The organism is Nonomuraea zeae (assembly GCF_005889725.1).
Taxonomy (GTDB): Bacteria; Actinomycetota; Actinomycetes; order Streptosporangiales; family Streptosporangiaceae; genus Nonomuraea; species Nonomuraea zeae.
Genome location: NZ_VCKX01000040.1, coordinates 1 through 18,025 on the forward strand (window position 1 = coordinate 1; position 18,025 = coordinate 18,025).

Annotated in this window: 20 protein-coding genes and 1 tRNA gene; 6 read left to right on the forward strand and 15 right to left on the reverse strand. The window is 65.7% G+C overall.

Annotated elements, in window-relative coordinates; translation table 11 throughout:
* Positions 1–130: 130 nt before the first annotated feature.
* Positions 131–202, forward strand: a tRNA-Val gene (locus ETD85_RS15470).
* A gap of 103 nt (positions 203–305) precedes the next feature.
* Here ETD85_RS15470 and ETD85_RS15475 read toward each other — a convergent pair.
* The 10 genes from ETD85_RS15475 to ETD85_RS15520 all read right to left on the reverse strand — a co-directional run bounded on the left by ETD85_RS15475 (position 306) and on the right by ETD85_RS15520 (position 6,635).
* Positions 306–1,487 carry a site-specific integrase gene (locus tag ETD85_RS15475; protein WP_138690403.1) on the reverse strand — a complete coding sequence of 394 codons (1,182 nt, stop codon included), beginning with the start codon at positions 1,485–1,487 and terminating at the stop codon, positions 306–308.
* Positions 1,488–1,491: 4 nt separating this feature from the next.
* A complete protein-coding gene (locus ETD85_RS15480) occupies positions 1,492–1,644 on the reverse strand; it encodes a CopG family ribbon-helix-helix protein (RefSeq protein ID WP_106240258.1) in 153 nt (50 codons plus the stop codon).
* 102 nt (positions 1,645–1,746) lie between these two features.
* Positions 1,747–1,923 (reverse strand): helix-turn-helix domain-containing protein, encoded by a 177-nt coding sequence (locus ETD85_RS15485; protein ID WP_206058329.1) that lies wholly within the window; start codon positions 1,921–1,923, stop codon positions 1,747–1,749.
* 150 nt (positions 1,924–2,073) lie between these two features.
* Positions 2,074–3,849 (reverse strand): cell division protein FtsK, encoded by a 1,776-nt coding sequence (locus ETD85_RS15490; RefSeq protein WP_240779163.1) that lies wholly within the window; start codon positions 3,847–3,849, stop codon positions 2,074–2,076.
* A gap of 47 nt (positions 3,850–3,896) precedes the next feature.
* Positions 3,897–4,235 carry a hypothetical protein gene (locus ETD85_RS15495; protein ID WP_138690406.1) on the reverse strand — a complete coding sequence of 113 codons (339 nt, stop codon included), beginning with the start codon at positions 4,233–4,235 and terminating at the stop codon, positions 3,897–3,899.
* A 32-nt stretch (positions 4,236–4,267) separates the two neighbouring features.
* A complete protein-coding gene (locus tag ETD85_RS15500; RefSeq protein WP_138690407.1) occupies positions 4,268–4,456 on the reverse strand; it encodes a hypothetical protein in 189 nt (62 codons plus the stop codon).
* Between the two features lie 192 nt (positions 4,457–4,648).
* Positions 4,649–4,840 (reverse strand): hypothetical protein, encoded by a 192-nt coding sequence (locus ETD85_RS15505; protein WP_138690408.1) that lies wholly within the window; start codon positions 4,838–4,840, stop codon positions 4,649–4,651.
* Positions 4,841–4,843: 3 nt separating this feature from the next.
* Positions 4,844–5,203: a hypothetical protein gene (locus ETD85_RS15510; RefSeq protein ID WP_138690409.1), complete on the reverse strand. Its 360-nt coding sequence runs from the start codon at positions 5,201–5,203 to the stop codon at positions 4,844–4,846.
* 314 nt (positions 5,204–5,517) lie between these two features.
* The gene (locus ETD85_RS15515; protein ID WP_138690410.1) at positions 5,518–6,171 is read right to left on the reverse strand and encodes a hypothetical protein; all 654 of its coding nucleotides are present in this window, start codon (positions 6,169–6,171) and stop codon (positions 5,518–5,520) included.
* On the reverse strand, positions 6,168–6,635 hold the full coding sequence (locus tag ETD85_RS15520) for a hypothetical protein (protein WP_138690411.1): 468 nt from the start codon (positions 6,633–6,635) through the stop codon (positions 6,168–6,170). The genes ETD85_RS15515 and ETD85_RS15520 overlap by 4 nt, the downstream gene beginning before the upstream one ends.
* A gap of 127 nt (positions 6,636–6,762) precedes the next feature.
* Here ETD85_RS15520 and ETD85_RS15525 point away from each other — a divergent pair, with 127 nt between their 5' ends.
* On the forward strand, positions 6,763–8,190 hold the full coding sequence (locus tag ETD85_RS15525) for a helix-turn-helix domain-containing protein (protein WP_138690412.1): 1,428 nt from the start codon (positions 6,763–6,765) through the stop codon (positions 8,188–8,190).
* Here the strand turns inward: ETD85_RS15525 and cutA are convergent.
* The 3 genes from cutA to ETD85_RS15540 all read right to left on the reverse strand — a co-directional run bounded on the left by cutA (position 8,156) and on the right by ETD85_RS15540 (position 10,263).
* Positions 8,156–8,488: a divalent-cation tolerance protein CutA gene (gene cutA / locus ETD85_RS15530; RefSeq protein ID WP_206058330.1), complete on the reverse strand. Its 333-nt coding sequence runs from the start codon at positions 8,486–8,488 to the stop codon at positions 8,156–8,158. The two genes, ETD85_RS15525 and cutA, sit on opposite strands and share 35 nt — an antisense overlap.
* Before the next feature lie 132 nt (positions 8,489–8,620).
* Positions 8,621–9,151: a HEPN domain-containing protein gene (locus ETD85_RS15535; RefSeq protein ID WP_138690414.1), complete on the reverse strand. Its 531-nt coding sequence runs from the start codon at positions 9,149–9,151 to the stop codon at positions 8,621–8,623.
* Positions 9,148–10,263 carry a DUF262 domain-containing protein gene (locus tag ETD85_RS15540; RefSeq protein ID WP_206058331.1) on the reverse strand — a complete coding sequence of 372 codons (1,116 nt, stop codon included), beginning with the start codon at positions 10,261–10,263 and terminating at the stop codon, positions 9,148–9,150. Before ETD85_RS15540 ends, ETD85_RS15535 begins: the two co-directional genes overlap by 4 nt.
* A 1,472-nt stretch (positions 10,264–11,735) precedes the next feature.
* On the opposite strand from ETD85_RS15540, the gene ETD85_RS15550 reads away from it, so the two are divergent.
* The 4 genes from ETD85_RS15550 to ETD85_RS15565 all read left to right on the forward strand — a co-directional run bounded on the left by ETD85_RS15550 (position 11,736) and on the right by ETD85_RS15565 (position 14,689).
* The gene (locus ETD85_RS15550; RefSeq protein ID WP_138690416.1) at positions 11,736–12,143 is read left to right on the forward strand and encodes a hypothetical protein; all 408 of its coding nucleotides are present in this window, start codon (positions 11,736–11,738) and stop codon (positions 12,141–12,143) included.
* A 13-nt stretch (positions 12,144–12,156) separates the two neighbouring features.
* Complete coding sequence (locus ETD85_RS15555; protein WP_138690417.1) at positions 12,157–12,570, forward strand: hypothetical protein; 414 nt, start codon at positions 12,157–12,159, stop codon at positions 12,568–12,570.
* Between the two features lie 322 nt (positions 12,571–12,892).
* Positions 12,893–13,438 carry a TetR/AcrR family transcriptional regulator gene (locus ETD85_RS15560; protein ID WP_240779164.1) on the forward strand — a complete coding sequence of 182 codons (546 nt, stop codon included), beginning with the start codon at positions 12,893–12,895 and terminating at the stop codon, positions 13,436–13,438.
* Between the two features lie 54 nt (positions 13,439–13,492).
* Positions 13,493–14,689 carry an MFS transporter gene (locus ETD85_RS15565; protein ID WP_138690419.1) on the forward strand — a complete coding sequence of 399 codons (1,197 nt, stop codon included), beginning with the start codon at positions 13,493–13,495 and terminating at the stop codon, positions 14,687–14,689.
* 30 nt (positions 14,690–14,719) lie between these two features.
* On the opposite strand, the gene ETD85_RS15570 is transcribed toward ETD85_RS15565, so the two are convergent.
* Positions 14,720–17,365 carry a M48 family metalloprotease gene (locus ETD85_RS15570; protein WP_138690420.1) on the reverse strand — a complete coding sequence of 882 codons (2,646 nt, stop codon included), beginning with the start codon at positions 17,363–17,365 and terminating at the stop codon, positions 14,720–14,722.
* Complete coding sequence (locus ETD85_RS15575; protein WP_138690421.1) at positions 17,362–17,820, reverse strand: hypothetical protein; 459 nt, start codon at positions 17,818–17,820, stop codon at positions 17,362–17,364. Before ETD85_RS15575 ends, ETD85_RS15570 begins: the two co-directional genes overlap by 4 nt.
* Between the last annotated feature and the right edge of the window lie 205 nt (positions 17,821–18,025).

The following is an 18,025-nucleotide window of genomic DNA, read 5'->3' on the forward strand; positions in this document are numbered from 1 at the left end:
GCCCCCCGATAGCCCCACCCGGTCGGCCCTCCCGGCCGCCCTCCGGCGCCCGCCGGTGGTTTCGCTTCGCCAGCAGGTGCCAGAGTGCGGTATGGTTTTCCCCGTCGGCACCGCAAGGAGCCGGCAGGGCGGGCGATTAGCTCAGCGGGAGAGCGCTTCGTTCACACCGAAGAGGTCACTGGTTCGATCCCAGTATCGCCCACGCGGAAGATACAGGTAGAGGGGTTTCGGAGATCATCCGAAACCCCTTCTCTTGTGTCTGGGGGTCGATGGGAGCCAATCGGGGAGCCACCTCACTCGGATCCTCAACCCGTCGGCTTCTCACCGAAGATCGCGTTCATGGTCTGGGCACTCTTGGTGATCACTGGCCTGAGCTGGTGCCGGTAGACCGCTTCCGTGACGCTGGTGCCCGCGTGCCCGACGAGGTCGGCGATGGTCTCGATGGGGACGCCCTGGTCGCTCATGATGGAGACGAATGAGTGACGCAGCTCGCGCGGCGTCCAGTTGGTCCCGATCTCCGCGTCCTTGGTGATCTTACGGAATGCCCGCCGTACGTTCGCCGCGTCCAGCGGGGTGCCGACGGCAGTGCAGAACACCAAGTCGTGATCTTGCCATGCCTCGCCTGCCCTGAGCTTCTGGGTGGCTTGGCTGATGTGGTGCCGCCGAAGTGCCTCGGCCGCCAGCTTGGGCAGTTCCAGCGTGCGCCGCGACTTGCGGGTCTTGGTGTCACCTCCTTCGCGGACGGCGCGCCATACGTAAATGGCGAATCTCTTGTGTTTGAACCCTGCCTCGGTCACCGGATGCCACGCTTTGAGGTCAGGGATCCAGGTGATCACGTGATCCCAGCGCAGTGCGCGGGCTTCCTCGGTGCGGACTCCCGTGGTGAGGCTGATCACCACGTAGGCGTGGAGTTCGGACGACTTCGCCGCCCTGAGCACAGCCGCTGCCTGTTGCCGCGTGAGTGCTCTGCTGGGTCGTCCGTCCGTGCCCTTGGGTGTGGTGACCAGGTCGGCAACGTTCCTGAGCACCATGTCGCGTGCCTGAGCTTGCCGGATGGCTCGCTTCAGTACGCTGTGGATCTCCCGCAGGGTGGTGGTGGCCAGTTTGCCGGCGAGACCGTCGAGCCATTCGTCCACGTGATCCGCGCGTAGTTGCTGGAGCTTGATCTTGCCAAGCCCAGGGATGACGTGCGTCTCGGCGAGGATGCGTAGCTTGGTGACTGTCCTTTCGGATCGGCCCTTGAGGCCCTTGCTGAGCCAGTCGTTGACGGCATCGCGCACGGTGTAGGTCTCCGACGCGGTGACGCCGGACTCAAGCGCTTTGACGGCCTTGATCAGCTTGTCCTTGACCACAGCCTTGGTCTTGCCCTTGCGCTTGAGGCGCTGGCGCTTGCCGTCAGGGCCGAACCCGAGGGAGATGGCTCCGGTGTAGCCCTCCCCCTCGGGATAGATGGTCGCTTCGTACTTGCCGATCAGGATCTTGGCCAAGGGATCACCCCTTCTCGTGACGGTTGAGGTACTCCTCGATCGCCTTCCTGATCACCCACGACACATCTCGTTCCTGCGACTCGGCGTACTTGCGGAGACGGTCTTTGAGTTCCGTGTCCACGCGTACGGGAGGCAGGGTCGTTCGGTCGCTCGTCATAGACGGCTTCCTTTCGTGTCATGCAGTTATCAAGAGGCGCTCGCCGGGTTGTGCGACGGTTGTCGCACAACCCGGCTCTGTAGAACATTGTAGCACGATGTTCTACGCCTCGTCCACGGATTCCAGCGAAGAGACGAACTCGGCAAGGTGGCGATCGGTGATTCGGCGGAGCTTGCCGATCTTGATGCTCTTGAGCTGGCCGGTACGGAGAAGGAAGTAGACCTTGTCACGTCCGACGCTCAGCATCTCCGCGACTTGTTCGACGGTGTACGCCTGCATGTGCATCCCCCCTCTCAGTCGTCGGGGTGTGCGGCTCCCTCGCGGTCATCGGTAACGGAGTGTGATTGTCCGTCTGTTCGTCCGTCCGCGTCTGTTGCGCCCTCTACACGCGCAGACGCGCGGACGGATGCGGACGGCGGACGCGGACGATTACGGATCGTGTACCTCTGGGAGTGCGCGCCAGCGTCCCCGAGAGACCTGTTCGACCTGACGGGCACGGCTCAGGTCCTGGAGGCGTTGGTAGACCCATGTGCGGCGCATGCCGGTTTCGCGCATGAGGTCGCCGATGCTCACCCCGTCGCTCGGGGCCTGTCTCAGCGTGGCTGTCAGGGTCTCCTCAGCCGTCCGTACGGTGCTGTCGCGCGCGTGTCTGGGCGACGGTCGGGCGGTGGGCTGGGCGGGTACTGCGGGCGTCTCAGCCGCGCGTTCCAGGGCTTGGGCCGATACCTCGGCGAGGGGTGGGCGGTGCTGCGCGTGCCGTTCGGCGGTGGCCTGTACGCCCTCGTCGTCGAGCAGGTAGCTGCGGGCGCGGCGGGGGATGTCGTGCTCCGGGGAGCTGATCAGGAACTTGCCGGGAGCGTCCAGCTTGTGCGGGTGCCATCCGGCCTTGACCATGCCCTGCCCCAGGACGAGATCCCCGTCGCGGGCTTCCCGGACGCGGAAGCACAGCCGAACGTCCATCTGGGAGCGGACCGCGCTCTTGCCCATCGCGTCCTTGGACGGGCGTTGGGTGGCGGCGATCAGGTTGACCGCCGGCGCACGGCCACGCCGGGCGATGGAGTCGGCGTAGTCGATCGCGCGTGGGGCTTCGCTGGCCAGTTCAGCGTATTCATCGATGACGATGATCAGCGCCGGTCTGTCCGGCGACGGCTCCCACACGCGTTCGCCTCGCCTGGTGAGGTCGTCGGCGCGACCGTCGAGGATGACCACGGCATCGGCGAGCAGGGTCTCTGCCTCCTGCGGGGTGGTGGCGATGCGACCGATGCACGATGCCCAGGGCAACAGTTCCATGCCGCGCTTGAGGTCGACGGCCCACAGGATTACGTCCTGGCAGGCGGTCAGGTCGCCGAGCAGGACGTTGACGCCACCGGACTTGCCGGCCCCCGACATGCCCGCGAACAGCGCATGTCGTCTGAGCAGGGGGACGCGGACGGGTGCGCCGTCCTCGAACAGCCCCAGCTTGGCCGGTTGCGTGATGGAGGTGATGGACGGGCCTGGCCAGGTGATGGCGTTGGCGTGCGGGTCCGTTTCGATCACCCGGACATCGGCGCGGTTGGCCTTCTTGCTGGCCACGGGTTGGACGCGGATGCCGCCGCGTGTGGTCCCGAGCGCTGATTCCAGGCGGGGGACGGCGTTGATGGCGTCTTCGACGGTCTGGCCGACTCCCAGTCCGAGGCGGAAGCGGTAGCCCCACAGGTCCACCATGGCCGATTGGATGCGGGATCCGGCCAGGCCGACGGCTTGGGCGATGTCCGGCCAGGCGGCCAGCGTGCGCTCTACCCGTACGCGGGCACGCCTGCGGCGGTGCGCCCACCAGGGCACGGCCAGCACGATTGTGCCGATGCCCAGCACGGCGGGCAGGGGGTTCGTGAACGGCCCGAAGTAGGTGGCCAGGGTGAGCCAGGTTCCAGTGAACGCCGTGGTGACGGCGGCGTAGCTGCGTTCGATCGGGCGTGGCAGGTTGACCCACCGGCCCCCGATGGCCAGCGCGCCCGCCGCGATGGCGGTGGCGATGATCAGGGTGGGCCACCATTCGGGGAACCAGTGCCGCATGGCGAGGCTCCCGGCCAGGACGGACGCGACCAAGGTGAGCGGAGCCAGTTCGGACCGGTACCGCCGGGCCAGACGGGCGATACCGGCGATGGCCAGGGGCGCGAACTCCAGGTCCTCGATCCTGGCAACGGGTTGGATGCCGTAGCGTCGCATCCGGCGTGCGTTGCGGCGTATCTGGTGGCGTGAGGCGCGGTGCCGGTTCATCGGCTCTCACCGGCCGTCCGGTCGGGGTGGGTCTGGGCGTGCAGCTCGTCGCGTACGTAGTACAGGGGGTCGTCGTCTCCGTCGTGGTCGGCCGCCAGGGTGGCGCGGATGGCGGCGAGCAGGTTGGCGCGCTGGTAGCGGATGCTGGTCAGCTCGGCGCGCAGGCCGGTGATCTCGTCGATCAGGGTCTCGATGTCGCCGAGCGCCGCGATCACGTACGCCCGGACGGACGGCAGGGAGGTCGGGGTGAGTGCCGCCAGGAGTTGGGCGGCGGTGGTGTTGCGGTGGGCAACCTCCTGAAGATCGGTGTGTGGGTAGGGGTGGCGATGGGTCATCAGGCATCACGTCCTTCGGTTGGGAACGGGGGTCAGTGGCTGGTGAGCCAGCTCAATGCGGCGCGCATGATGGCGCGGATGTCGGGTGCGAGCGTGGTGGCGGCCAGCAGGAAGCCGAACAGCAGCGTGATCAGCGCGTGCCACCAGCGCAGTCCCAGGTAGCGCCAGGCGATGAACACCAGCGCTCCGAACACGAACACCAGCGGGACAGTGACGGTCATGGACTTCACCTCCTCTCACGGACGGGTTCGACGGTCGATGGGGGACGGGTGGGTCAGATGCCGTCGTGGCGGGACTTGCGGCGGTACCAGCGCCAGCGGGCGCGGCACTTGCGGCACCGCTGGTTGCCGGGCGTTGCGGGGGCGCCGCACGGGCACCGGCCAGGTATGAACGGAAACGTGCGCATCAGGGCTTCACCTCCTCCCGGCATAGGCGGCCGGCCGGCCGCGGTGGGCGTAGGTGCCCAGCAGGCGGCGGCTCAGGGTTCCGGTGGGGGCGTGGCGGCGGTCCTCAGCGCGGATCACGGCGACCGCCACCACGAACAGCGTCAGCGTGGCGATCGACAGGGCCAGGGCCAGGAACACGACGAACAGTCCGATGTCCACTGCTCACGCCCCCTCGATCTCGTCGAGGGCGATCACGTCGCGGTAGGAGTCCCGCGCGGCGCGGCGCTCCATCGCTGCTTGCGTGACCAGGACGGCTTCGTAGCGGACGCTGCCGAAGGCGATGCCGGCGACGTGGTGCCCGTTCTCGACGATGGGCGTGGTGCCCAGCAGGGCGGCAATGCGCCCGACTTCGTTGATCGCCTCAGCCTCGGTGGAGGCGTCGGTGTCGTAGTTGGTGTGCACCGACACCCGGACGGGTCCGTACCTGGGAACGGGCACCTGCAGGTGGCTGTCCAGGAACGCCGCCAGGGCGCGCAACCCGCTGATCAGTTCGCGGCGGTGGTGGCGCTGAGCTGGGCTCATCTAGATCACATCCCTTCCGTTTCCGGTGACCTACGAGGTGAAGGTAGGTTTCGGGGAAGGGGTGAGCCCATCGCGCGATGTGATCATGCAGTGAGATCAAAAACATCCGGCGATGAGATGGATCAAATCCCGTGGTGAGATAACTCCCAGCTCACGGCATGCGCCATGAAGGGACCCCCGACAGAGCCCTTGGGAACTGGCACTCTTGCGAGCGCAGAGGACTCTGCCGGGGGCGTTGACGCGACGATGCGGGACGTGAGGCAAGGTGTGAGCGAGCCGGTCAACCGCACCGTCGCGCGTCTGTGGGGTCTTCCTCAGGATTGATTGGGTACGGCTTGCATCCCGTGCAACTCGACTACCTGAGCGGTGGCGAGCGCGTAGGGGTGGTGCTGGAAGTCGTCCCAGGCAACGAACACGTTGTGAGCCGTGGGCATGACGGTGTCGAGCAGACCGGGACGGTACAGGTCGGCCAGCACGCCGACGCTGCGGGCGTTGGTCACGGTGAAGACGGTGAAGTCCTCACGCAGCATGGGGCACTCTTCCAACGCCTTGGGAATGCACCGCCAGCACGTCGGCGGGGCGTTGGTGCGTCCACTGTGCAGTCCAGTGGGCTCGAATACCGTCTTGGTCAGCGGCCACGGGATCAGCCCCGACGCGGAATCGGTCGCTGGGGTGCCGCACACCTGGCACAGCAGCTTGTCCATGCACCTCCACTGCCTGCGCGTGTTCAGCTTGCGCATGCGCTCTGTGCCGCGAGTGGCCGGATGGTCGCGAAGGTCGCGGATGCGGGCGCGCAGGACGCTGCCCTTGCTGCGTACCTTGGCCGCATGCAGGCTCACCCAGTCGCCGGGCCGCGACGGCAGATAGGCCAGCCGTAACCTGCCCGCATGCGGTACGAACCCGATCGGGTCGTTCACCAGCTCGTTGGCGAACGCGATGGTGTACGGGATCGTCGAGTAGCCGGTCACGCCGGACCGCCCTTCCGGAGCGGCGTCTCGTTGGGCTGAGCCGGTGCGGGCTGGGGATGCACGGGCGTGGCCGATCGCAGGTCTCCGACGCGCGCGGCGATACGCCGGGCTGCTCGCTGCGGATCCGCCGAGGGGTGCCATGCATAGACGGGCCGGTCTCGTCGATCGTTCCAGCCCGAACACCACCAGAAAAGATCACCGTTCGTCCACACGACCAGGCCGCGTGACACCGACACCACGGCCAACCCGTAGCCGTCGTTGACATCGGTCGTGATCCCATGGGCGGCCAGCTCTCGTTGCAGCCGGTCAGCCACGGCAACGGCGGTGATGGGAGCGAGACGAGTCGTCTCTTGCTCCGGAGTCATGTGCCGGCCTCCCACAATCCGCTCACCGAGCAATGGATGGCGAAAGCCAGACAAATACGGATCTTCGAAACCACTCAGATCAGCTCTGACCTGCGCCACGGACTGATGTGAGGTTTCCAAGCAAAGCGGTTCCGCATAATCTCACCGTGATATCTCACGGTGTGATGGACTAGAACAGCTCCACTACTCCCGAAAGGCTGCGCTACCAGGGGAACGGAACGCCGCCATGACGATGGACCAAGAGCGAGTTCGCCATGTCCTTGAGACTGTTTTCGCACGTCAGGACGTGGAAGATGTCTGTAAACAACGTGATCTCGGCGGCGTTATCCGCATCCTGACCAAGTACGGCATCACCCAGGGCCAGATCGCCAACCTCACCGGAATCCCTCAAGGGCGCGTCAGCGAGTACAAGAGCGGCAAGCGCGTCCCGACCGCAAAGCATACATTTGAGTCGTTTGCTGACGGTTTGGGCATGCCCGGCTACTTGCGACGCCATCTGGGCTTGGCGTCCCCCGGTGGCGGGGGCGGTGTACGAGTCGTCAGTGATGGGGTGCAGATCCCCACGGACACATTCGACTTGCAGCTCTTCGCTGAAGCGATCGGGAAAAGAGGCGAGCCGTTGAAGCGCCGCGAACTACTGGCCATGGTGGCACAACTCGGTGCCCAGTCAGCTCTGGCTCAAAGTGAGGCATGGGAGAAAGTAGCCTTCGCCCTGTCCAGGCCAAACGCCATCGACGAAGCGGTGGTTCGGGAGATGGAGGCGAGAGCCGCCGGTTTCCACCGCCTTGAAGAGATGCTTCCTGCCCATACGATCTTCAAGGGCTTGGCAGCCCACCTGAACGAGGTCGGAACTATCCTGAACAGCACAGCCACGGATCCCAAGGACGAGCTTCGGAGACGCTTGATCGTGGTCGCCGGCGAAAGCAGCGTGCTTGCTGGCTGGATCGCAACAGACCTCGGCAACATCTCTGCGGCACGGAACTTCTATGACACCGCTGAGAAGGCGTCGAAGGAAGCCGACGACCCGGCAATCATCGCGTGCGCGTTCGGATATAGGAGCTACATACCGAGCGGCAAGGGGAACCACGGCAGAGCCCGAGCTCTCCTGACCACCGCTCTACAGCACTTGCCCAAGCACACCTCCCCTGGAACTACATCATGGCTTGCCGCTAGACATGCCGAAGAGAGCGCAGCACTCGGAGAAAGCGAAGCAGCCCTTCAGTCATGGGAGGAGGCACGCGAAGCGTTCAACATCGCCGATCCGGAGGAGGACCGCGTATGGACACGCTTCCTGGACCGGGATCGTTTCGACTCCTTCGCCATTTCCACCTACGCCCAGATCGGCCGACTGGACGAAGCTGAAGCGGTCGCGCACGCGGTCATATCACGCCTGTCCGAGGTAGAGAGAAAGCGTGCAGGCATCATCCTTGGCGACATTGCTACAGCCCATATCGTGCATGGCTCCGTGCAAGAGGCGGCCAAAGCAGCACGAGACGGCCTCGCCGTAATCCGCGAGACAGAGTCCGGCATCTGGCTGCCACGATTCATCGTCATCGGCGAGGCACTCAGACGCTGGCAGACACAGCCGCCAGTACGCGCCTTCCTAGAAGACCTAGCCATCACGAAGCGTCAATTCTCCGCGTCTCCGCGCTGATCCAGGCCAGGTATTCGTCACTGCCTGCGGTGATCTCAGTTGCGATGATCTCGGGCGTCTCGTAGCTGTGGTTAGCTTTGATATGGACCTCAAGCGTATCGAACAGAACGCGTGTAGTCATGATGGCCAACTGCCATTCTTGCTCATCCCGCAACTCTCCGCGCCACCAGTAGAGAGATCGAATCGGCCCAATAATCTGTACGCTGGCAGCTAGCCGTGCTGAGGCTATACTTCTCGCCAGGGCAACCCCATCCTTTTCGCTCGGTACGGTCGTCAAAACTTGTATGTAGTCCTCCATAAGCCCAATTCCTTTTGAAATCGAAGGTGGCGATCAAGTTAGCCTTGCGGTGTACTGTGAACTGAAGGAGGATACTTCATCGGCCATAGATCACCTAGATAAGGTTGCTATTTGTGGTCAGTAAAATGATGATCAAAGAGGGCTGTCATTGATCGAGATCTGTTCTGGATGGAACTTGTCTAATAGCCAATCGATGACCTGTTCCGCTACTTCATAGTATTCCCATGCTTGGCCTCGACTCATTCCTTGCTGCTTGCCGTGCGCTATGTCGTTACGTAGCCCGATAAGCGCATTTATTCTGGACCTCCTTTCCTCTTTGTCGAGAAACTCCTTGAGTTCCACGGATGCTTCTCGACTGAAGCGCGAAACTAGCTTCACCAGCGCATCATGAGAAAGGTTTGGCATTCTATCTAGCCAGGAAAGCGCAAATGCCTGCACCTCGCCCCACGAGTTCTTCTCGCAGTATTCGCGAAAAATGACTGACGTTGCTTGCTCGAGAAAACCTGATACTCGGACGCATAGATAACGGCCGATGTCTGCCGCTACCTCCTGGTCGGAAAACAACCTCGGGTCGGCTCTCACATATAAGTCTTCGAGATCCTGCCTAAGCTTCTTAATCTGCCAGCGTGCGCTAGTGGAGTGACTGTGCTTTCTTCTGGTCATGCCACACCCTGAAAGGCCGCCTTCGCCAGTCTTAGTCGACGAGCTACGCGATCTTCATCAGCAGTGGCTCTTGCGATTGCACTCACGAACTCTTCGTTTTCGAGGAGTTGCTGTCGTGCATGCACCATTCCTGTCGTGTCGGAAATGGAGCCCTTCGTTAGCCTGCTCGCTATTCCAATCAGTATAGCGTCCGAAAAAGCGGCATTTACTTGAGCGTCGGCTCTGACTGCCTTCCGCCCGAGAGTGCTTGATGCTACTTCGCAGGTTGCCGTGAAAACTGATCGAAGCTCTTCGGGGTCAAGATCTTCTAGATCCCTGTGTTTTGAGAGAAATTCATTGAGGAAAAGTTTAAGTGGTCGCTTATAGTTGTCCTCATTCTTCCAGAACGCCAGAAAGCGCAAGATTAGCTCCTGATCCTTCAGGCGTTCGGAAGCTGGGCCGTATATGTCCCGCCACGTCTTGATCGAGTTGAGTTCCCGTAGAAGCTCAACGAGTTGCCCGTGGTAGAGGGCAACTCGTATCTCCTGAGGGTACAGGTTTGTGCCACCGGTATTGAGTCGCTCGAACAGCGAATAAACACTCTCGTCGCCGCCTAGTTCGCGATTATATTTCACCACGGTGGCGTGAATAAACGTGTTGTCTAGTATCCGTCGCTGCTCATCGTCCAAAGTCTCATATTCAAGCCCTTTGAGATCGTCGCTGACGTTATCAAGCGCGAACTGCGAGCCGTTCTCTAGAGTGCCGGAATAGAACCTCTGTAGAGTTCTGAGGCGCTGCTGCCCATCTAGTACTAGGAGTTGCCTGTTCTTCTGCTGCACCAGGAAGATTCCGGGTACGGGAAATCCGAGAAGTAGTGATTCGATGAATCTGTCCATCTGGGTTTTCTTCCAGACAAATTTTCTCTGAAACCCTGAGAGGTCAGATCCCACAGGTATTGATGGATCGAAATTTGGCACTACAATGTCAGCGTTGTTAAGTCGCCGTACTAGGCCGTGAACGTCGAAATCGGTGCCGAAGTAGGAGAGGGGCTCGAGTTCTGGTATTGCGAGGTCATGTTCGTCGGCGTCCAACACGTCGTCAAGGTCTGTGATGTTGTCAGTACGCTCACTCATAGTTCGTAGCATATCGAGCGGGGGCGAGGGTGTCTGTTGATGGTCATAACCGCAGGCTGCAGGGCGTGTACCCGGCGGCCGGTTTGGCTCCTTGTCAGGAGTGCACCGAGGCGGCGGGGTACCGGGTGGCCATCGTGACAAGTTATGCCTGTCGTTTGGTCGTCGCTTAGGGGTGCCTCCCAAGGACAGGGCTTCCCCGGGAGGCACTTGTCGTTGTACATGGGTTCTGCGTCTTCCGAGGGAGCCACGGGAGCCAATTTCGGGAGCCACCGCTTTACTGCTCCATCAGACTCGGCGAGTCCTCCTCGGATGGTCCTGCAAGGTGAGAGGCATCCGATCGACTCGAATCGACATCCCCAGACTCCCCGGTCTTCCTTCACACCGAAGAGGTCACTGGTTCGATCCCAGTATCGCCCACCAAGGTCAAGGGCCACATCCCAACTCGGGAAGTGGCCCTTTTGATCTTTGTGCAGCAGTAAAGTGCAGCAACGCCAGTGGTCGAGGCTGTCCCCAAGCCGCCGCAGGGCGGTCCTGGTGACCTCGGACGGCACTTCGCTGCATCGTCACAGCGGTCTTGCTGTGGCGGAGGATCTGCATCGCCACGCGAGGACGCACGTCGAGCGCAACCAGCAACGAGGCGCAGGTGCGGCGGGTGTCATGGAGCGAGCGCCGCGATTAGCGGGTCTTGGCGTCGCCTCCTTCCCGGTCGTGGTCAAGCCACTCGTCCACGTGATCCGCCCGTAGCTGCTGGAGCTTGAGCTTCCCAGGCCCGGGGATGACGTGCGTCTCGGCGAGGATGCGCAGCTTGATGACGGTGTTCTCGGATCGGCCCTTGAAGGCCCTTGCTGAGCCAGTCGTTGACGGCGTCGCGCACGGAGTAGGTGTCCGATGCGGTGATGCCTGCCTCAAGGTCTTTGACGGCCTTGATCAGCTTGTCCTTGAGGGCGGCTTGAAGTCTCCAGGAGGGCCGGTAGAGGCAGGCCGCCCCTCTGGCAAAGGCATTCGTCACGCAGGACCGCCCACCGTCGCGCTCTTGCTGCGGCGACCTCGAACCAGAGCGTGATCATTAACTGACGGCATGGCAGCCTCGGGTCTGAGCCGTTGATCATCCGCACCTCCTTGTCCCGCCACACCGCCAAGTTGCCGTCGAGCAACTCATATGGATCGGGATCTGAATCTCAACTCACGCCAGTTGACGATCCCATACATGCTGGTTTACGGTTGTGCCATCCAGATATGCTGAGATAAAGGAGCCGAGGGGCCGCAAGACCCCGCTCCCGGCGGATCCCACCCCCAGGCGACGGGCTATTTCCGCATGAGTGAGCATGTGCGGCGGTTTCCAATCAGAGAGCGACGGGGCCCTCTTCGAATCGCGTTCCCGCGCTCACCACGTAAAGGAACGACGACCACCACCTGTGATACCTCGCCCGAGAGCGGACAAGTCCGGACCGGAACAGCATGAAAGGAAGGAAATGACGATCAGGCGAATCAGCAAAGCGTCGACCGCGTCCCTTCTCCTTTTGGGGAGCATCGCCATCGGATTCGGCATTCCGAATCCGGCCTACGCGGCGGTCACGTGCACACATCAGATCGAGTGGTACACCAGCCGGTACGAGGTCAGCGCGGGCGACGTCTGGCGCTGCACCGGGAACGTCTACGCGATCCGGCCGATCATCGCCATCACCAAGCCGAGATACGCGGGGGGCTCGGATACCACCCATCTTGGCGTCTCATCGGCATCCTCGTGGGCGACCCTGGCGAACGCCTCGGGCAGCCAGCAATACTGCGCGTCCTCCCTCGGGACGGTCTGGTACACGCACGGGAGCTTCCCCGTTGGGGGCCACACCCCGCCGAAGAAGACCTCATGCATCAACGCCTAGATAGGAGGCAGACATGCTTTTAAAATGGCTGAGAAATGGCCTGCTCGCGACACTGGTCCTGGTGGGCTTGACCGGGATCCCGTCGACCGCGACGGCGAGCACGACCGCCGCGCGTTCGTGCTCGCACCGCATCGAATGGTACAAGAATCAGTACGAGGTCGACGCGACCGAAGTGATCACGTGCAATCCCGGAGGGGCCGGCCTGTTCTTCGACCTCATAGTGTCGCGAGTGAAGTTCACCAGCCCCCGAAACGTTGGAAACCGCGTCGACTGCGCATACACCAATAGGTGCTCGGCCACGATTTATCTGCCCAACACCTCGGCCCAGACGACGTACTGCGCGACCGCTTTCGGCGGTTACATCTTCGACGAGAGGCGCGACCTGCTGACGTGGCTCCCGCAGATAAGCTCCTGCACCACCGCCTGACCCCGCCAGACCCGAAGGCTCCCGGCCGGCACCGGCCGGGAGCCGGCTTCGTACACGAGAGCTGGGTCTGGCCCCGCGTCCGCGTTGATCCGGTTCATCGCATCGACCTGAGTCACGAAGCGATCAAACAAGTTCCCGCGCGAGACACACGACATCAACCCCGCAGCAAGACGGAACCCTGGAGCCTGCGGTCGGCCACCTTCCGGTTGCATCTCACAACCTGCTGCACCATCTTGTATTGCACCGATTGGTGCAAAACCGGTAGCGTGCTCCTATGGCGAGGCCGAGATCATTCGATGAGGACCGGGTCCTGGACACAGCGATGCGTACGTTCTGGGCGAACGGCTACGAGTCGACCTCGACCAGAGACCTGTGCGAGGCGCTCGGCCTCGACCGCAGCAGCGTGTACAACGCCTTCACCAGCAAGCGCGAGCTGTTCAAGCGCGCGCTGACCCGCTACATGGACGCCACCACCGCCGACCAGCTGCGTATCCTCGACGATCAGGAGCTGCCGGCGATCGAGCGGATCCGTGCGCTGTTCACCAGGATCCTCCGGACGGAGGCGGCGAACAGGCGTGACGGCCACGGCCTGGGCTGCCTGACCGTCAACACCACGATGGAGCTCGCCGGCCGCGACCCGGAGATCGCCCTGATGCTCGCCCGCGACCACGAGCGCCGGGTCGTCGGCCTGAGCGCGGCCATCAGGGCCGGGCAGCGCGATGGCGACATCGGCTCCACCCGCGATCCCGCCGAGCTTGCCACGTTCGTCAACGCCGTGATCGCCGGGATCCGGGTGGCCGCCCAGGGCGGCGCCGGCGACGCCACCATCGCGGCCATCGCGGCCACGGCCATGGACGCCCTGGCCTGACCTCAGTTTTTTCGTGCCCGAGTTCTACACCGATTGATGCAAAAAGGGGACCCCTTGCCCAGAGCCGTCTACGTCCTGGCCATCGGCATCTTCGCCATGGTCACAAGCGAGTTCGCCGTCGGAGGCCTGATGCCCCAGATGGCAGGTGGACTCGGCGTGACCATCTCCCAAATCGGCTATCTGATCACCGCCTTCGCCGTGGCCATGGCGGCGGGCGGGCCGCTGATGACCGTCGCCCTGGTGCGGATACGCCCGAAACCCGCACTCATGCTGCTGTTCGCGATCTTCCTGGTGGGCAACGTGCTCGCGGCGGTCGCGCCTTCTTACCCGATCCTGATGGTCGCGCGCGTCATCACCGGGGTCGCCTCCCAGGCGTTCTTCGGAGTCGCCATCTCGGTGGCGGTCCAGCTGAGCCGCCCGGAGGTACGCGGCCGCGCTCTGTCCATCGTCCTGACCGGATTGATGCTCGGCACCCTGCTCGGCCTGCCGCTGTCCACGCTGATCGGCGGGCAGCTCGGCTGGCGTGCCGCCTTCTGGGCCGTCGGCGCCCTGACCGTCATCGCCGCGCTGGCCACGACGGCGGGCGTGCCCGGGCTCGGGCGTGCCGACGGCGGCAACGGCGACTTCCGGCAGGAGCTGGCGGTCTTCAGGAACGGCCGGCTGTGGCTGGCGTTGTCGACCAGCACCCTCATCATCGGCGCCACCTTCGCCGCCTTCAGCTATCTCAGCCCCATCCTCACCCAGGTCACCGGGTTCTCATCGGGCGCCGTTCCCCTGCTGCTCGTCGCGTACGGCGCGGCCACCGTGATCGGGAACTACGTCGTCGGACGCCTGGCCGACCGGCACACCATCAAGGTCCTGTTGTCCGGGCTGATCCTCAACACGATCTTCCTGGCCGGTTTCGCGCTGTTCGCCCATCTCAGCGTCCCCGCGGTGATCGCCATGCTGGGCGTCGGGCTGGTCGGCGTGACCATGAACCCGGCGATGGCCGTCCGCGTCCAGCGCGCCGGCAACCCGGGGCCGCTGGTCAACACCGTCCACGCCTCCTTCATCACCCTCGGGGTGATCGTCGGCTCCTCGGTGGGTGGGCTGGCCATCGACGGCTTCGGCCTGCGGGCTCCCCTCTGGCTGGGCGTGGGGCTGGCCGTGCTCGGGATCGCGTCCCTCCTGCCCGAGCTCGGCCGTACCAGGGCGCAGTCGCCGGCGGAGAGCCTCGCTCAGGAACGCGCCGAAACCGCCACCACCTGCTGACGCGCCGCGCAACGGGCGTTCACCTCCGCGTCAGGGGGAGCCGGCGCCGAGCAGCTGGCAGTAGCGGCTGACGGCGGACGCGAGCGGGCGCTCGTCGCCGGAGTGATCGCGCAGGCGGGCGTACCCCTCGCGGCCCAGCGCGGCCAGGAACGGCCGGTCGCTCTCGGCCAGCCGGGCGAAGGTCGTGGCCCAGTAGTAGGCGGTGGCGTCGGTGAAGATCGTGTCGACCGACAGCCGCATCTCGCCAGGGCAGGCGGTCAGGGCCGCGCGCAGGCCCGGTGATCCGGGCGCGGGCACGTTCGTGACCGCGTCGGTGCCGGTAGGGAGCCTGGCGGGGGAGACGAGGCCGTGCTCCAGCGCCCAGACAGGGACCATGACCGCCGACCAGGTCAGGGTGGCGATCAGCGCGGTGACGGCCAGGGCGCGCCGCAGCCAGGTACGGGGCGCGGGGGGCGGGCGGTAGGCCCGTTCGCGGACGAGCAGCCGGATCGGTACGCGGATCGCTCCGGCCAGCCCGGCGCCCAGCACCCCGGCCGGCACGCCGACGACCGCGGTCATCATGAACGCGATGCCGAGCTGGGGAACCAGCCAACCGGCCGCGCAGCCGCCCGGCGCCCCGCACATGAGGACGAGGGGCTCGGCCAGCACGACCGCCATGAGAGCCCCGCCGGCGGTGACGGCGGCCAGCGTGGCATGGGAGAAGCCCAGCAGGTGCGCCCCGCCGACCGCGGCCGAGACGAGGGCCGCGACGACCTCCAGGAGGATCAGCCAGAGCGCCAGCAGGGCCAGATACTGCAGGAACCGGTTGTAGTCCGTGCTGCCGGGGGGTGCCGTCACGCCTCCCAGCACCCCGGCCAGCAAGGGCCGCGGTGTGAGGACCTCCAGCAGCAGCGCGGCCGACGCCAGGACGGCCGCGGGCGCGAGAGCGGCCACCGGCCGGACCCGAAGGCGCGGCAGGGCGACCGGCGCGGGCGTGTGCGTCCACAACGCTCTCCCGGGCGCGGGCTCCCGATGCCTGAGCCAGGCGGCCAGCGGATAGAGCGCGGCCACGAGCAGGCCGGTGAGAGCGCCCGCGTCGAAGAGCGTGGTGCCGAGCGCCACCAGCCCGTTCTCCAGGTTCCCCGTGGCGGTCGCGATCTCGGTGGCCTGGATCCAGGCGGGGAAACAGGCCCCGCACACCAGCGTGGCGGGAACGACGCCGCCCAGGTAGGCGGGGACCAGCGAGCGGGCGCGGGCCACCGGCAGCCAGGCCGCCGCGGTGACCGACGACCAGCGGCACAGCGCCGTGCACAGCACCAGCAGGATCACCACCATGGCCACGCTGATCGGCGGCCTGGCGGTCAGGAGCGCCAGCCAGGAGCGGCCGGCCTGCGACGGCGCGGCCAGCAGACCGGCCAGCAGGCCCGCGGCCAGCGCGCATCCCGGGAGCAGCCCGTACGGTGGCCTGTCGCCCGACGCCATCGCCCGCAGCGCCGCGCGATAGGCCCCGGCCAGCACGATGGCCGTGCACGGAACCGCGTACAGCAGGGCGGCCAGGAACATGGCCAGACGCGCCTCCGCCGCAGTACCCCCGAACCACAGGCGGACGACCTCCGTCAGGTGGACGGTGCCGAGGCCGAAGGCGACGCCGGCGCCGAGGGCCTCGGCGGGCATCCACCGCATGAGGTCGCCGGGCCGCTGGATGATCGTGGCCCGGAACTCGTCGGAGGGATGCAGGGGCACCGCCGCCCGCAACCAGGTGATCACCCGGCCACGTCCCGGGAAGGCGGTGGTGCGCTCCTGGGTGCTGGAGCGCTCCAAGGCGGCGGCGGGACCCGCCGCCTCGGGGGCGGCGGGCGCGGGCGGCAGCCACTGTCTCGCCATGTCGGCCCGGACGTCGGCGTAGCTCTCCCGCGCCCGCAGCACCGCGGCGGCCAGGACGACCACCAGCGCGGTGGCCGCCGCCGTCCGCAGTCCCACGTCCAGGAGCCGGGCCGGCTCGCGCAGCGCCGTGTAGAGCAGCAGCGGCAGCCCCACCAGCCCGCCGAACACCCACACCGAGGCCAGGGTGAGATTGGTGAGCTCGACGTCACGGTTGCGCACGTGCGCGAGCTCGTGCAGGACGATCGTGCGCAGCTCGCGATCGTCGCCGGTGCGCCTGGCCCGGTGCAGGGTGCCGATGTTGAGCCGCAGGTAGGACCGGCCGAAGCCGCCGAAGGCCCGCCCGCCCGGCGCGCCCCGGTTGGTGTCGAGCAGCAGCGTGGGGAGCCGGGCGACGCCTTCGGCGCGGGCCAGCTCGCCCACGAGCGCGTGCAGCCCGGCGTACGCGGCCGCGTCGGCGTGCCGCAGGTTCTGCCGCTTGATCGTCAGCCAGGGCCGGGCCGCCGACAGCAGCACGATCGCCGCCGTCACCATGACCATGGCGCCCAGCCCGGCCGCGGCGCGGTCCAGGGAGACGGCCCGCACGCAGGCCAGATACGCCGTGCTCAGGTCCTGCGCCGCGGTGCCGGCGGCCGCCGCGGCGTCGCCGTCACGATTGCACCGTCCGTACGCCTCCAGCCAGCCCGTCGCCCCGCCCAGCACGCGGTCATAGGACGACCCGGCGGCCGACAAAGTGATGCTGACCAGCAGGATGAAGCGCGACGACGTCGCGGCCGGCAGCAGGAACGGATTGATGCGCCTGGTGAGCGCCGTCATGCCGGTGGCGTCCAGTCGCGGCGCGCCCAGCGCTCCGCCAGGCGCGCGCCGGCGGCGTCGGCGTCCTCCCGTCCGGCGCGGTGCAGGAGGTCGCGGGCCCGCTCCCGCACCACCGGCTCCTGCTCGGGCGGCAGCTCAGGCAGAGCGCCGTCCGGGCCGTCGGCCTCGCGCCGCCGGCGCTTCCAGGCGTTCCGTCCCCTGCGCGCGGCGCTGACCAGCATCTCGGTGGTCAGCCCGCCGACGACGCCCCAGAGCAGGTTGGTGAACGTCGGATCGCCGAGGTCGATGCCGAAGGCGCCTGGCTCGTCGCGGGCCCGCCGCGCCCGCCGCGCAGCCGCCGGAGAGTCGAAGTAGGCGGAGGTCATGAGATCGAAGTCGGGAAGCTCTTCGGGCGCGAACTCGGCCACGAGGGAGCGGACCAAGGCTCGCCGCTCGCCCACGGAGGGAAACGTCACATGCTCTCCACAGTGTCAAAGGTGGTTCGTCGCCTTCACCTGGGAGGACCCCGTAGTCCCTGTTGCGGATCCCGATGTCAACGCTAGGCGGGTGTGTCACGGTGTGGAAGTGTTTGACTACGCTCGCCGACAAACAGTCGTCCTGATCGTGCCGGGTGCTCGCCGGGGTCCGGCCAGGCGGGCCGGACCCCGGCGAGCCGGGTGC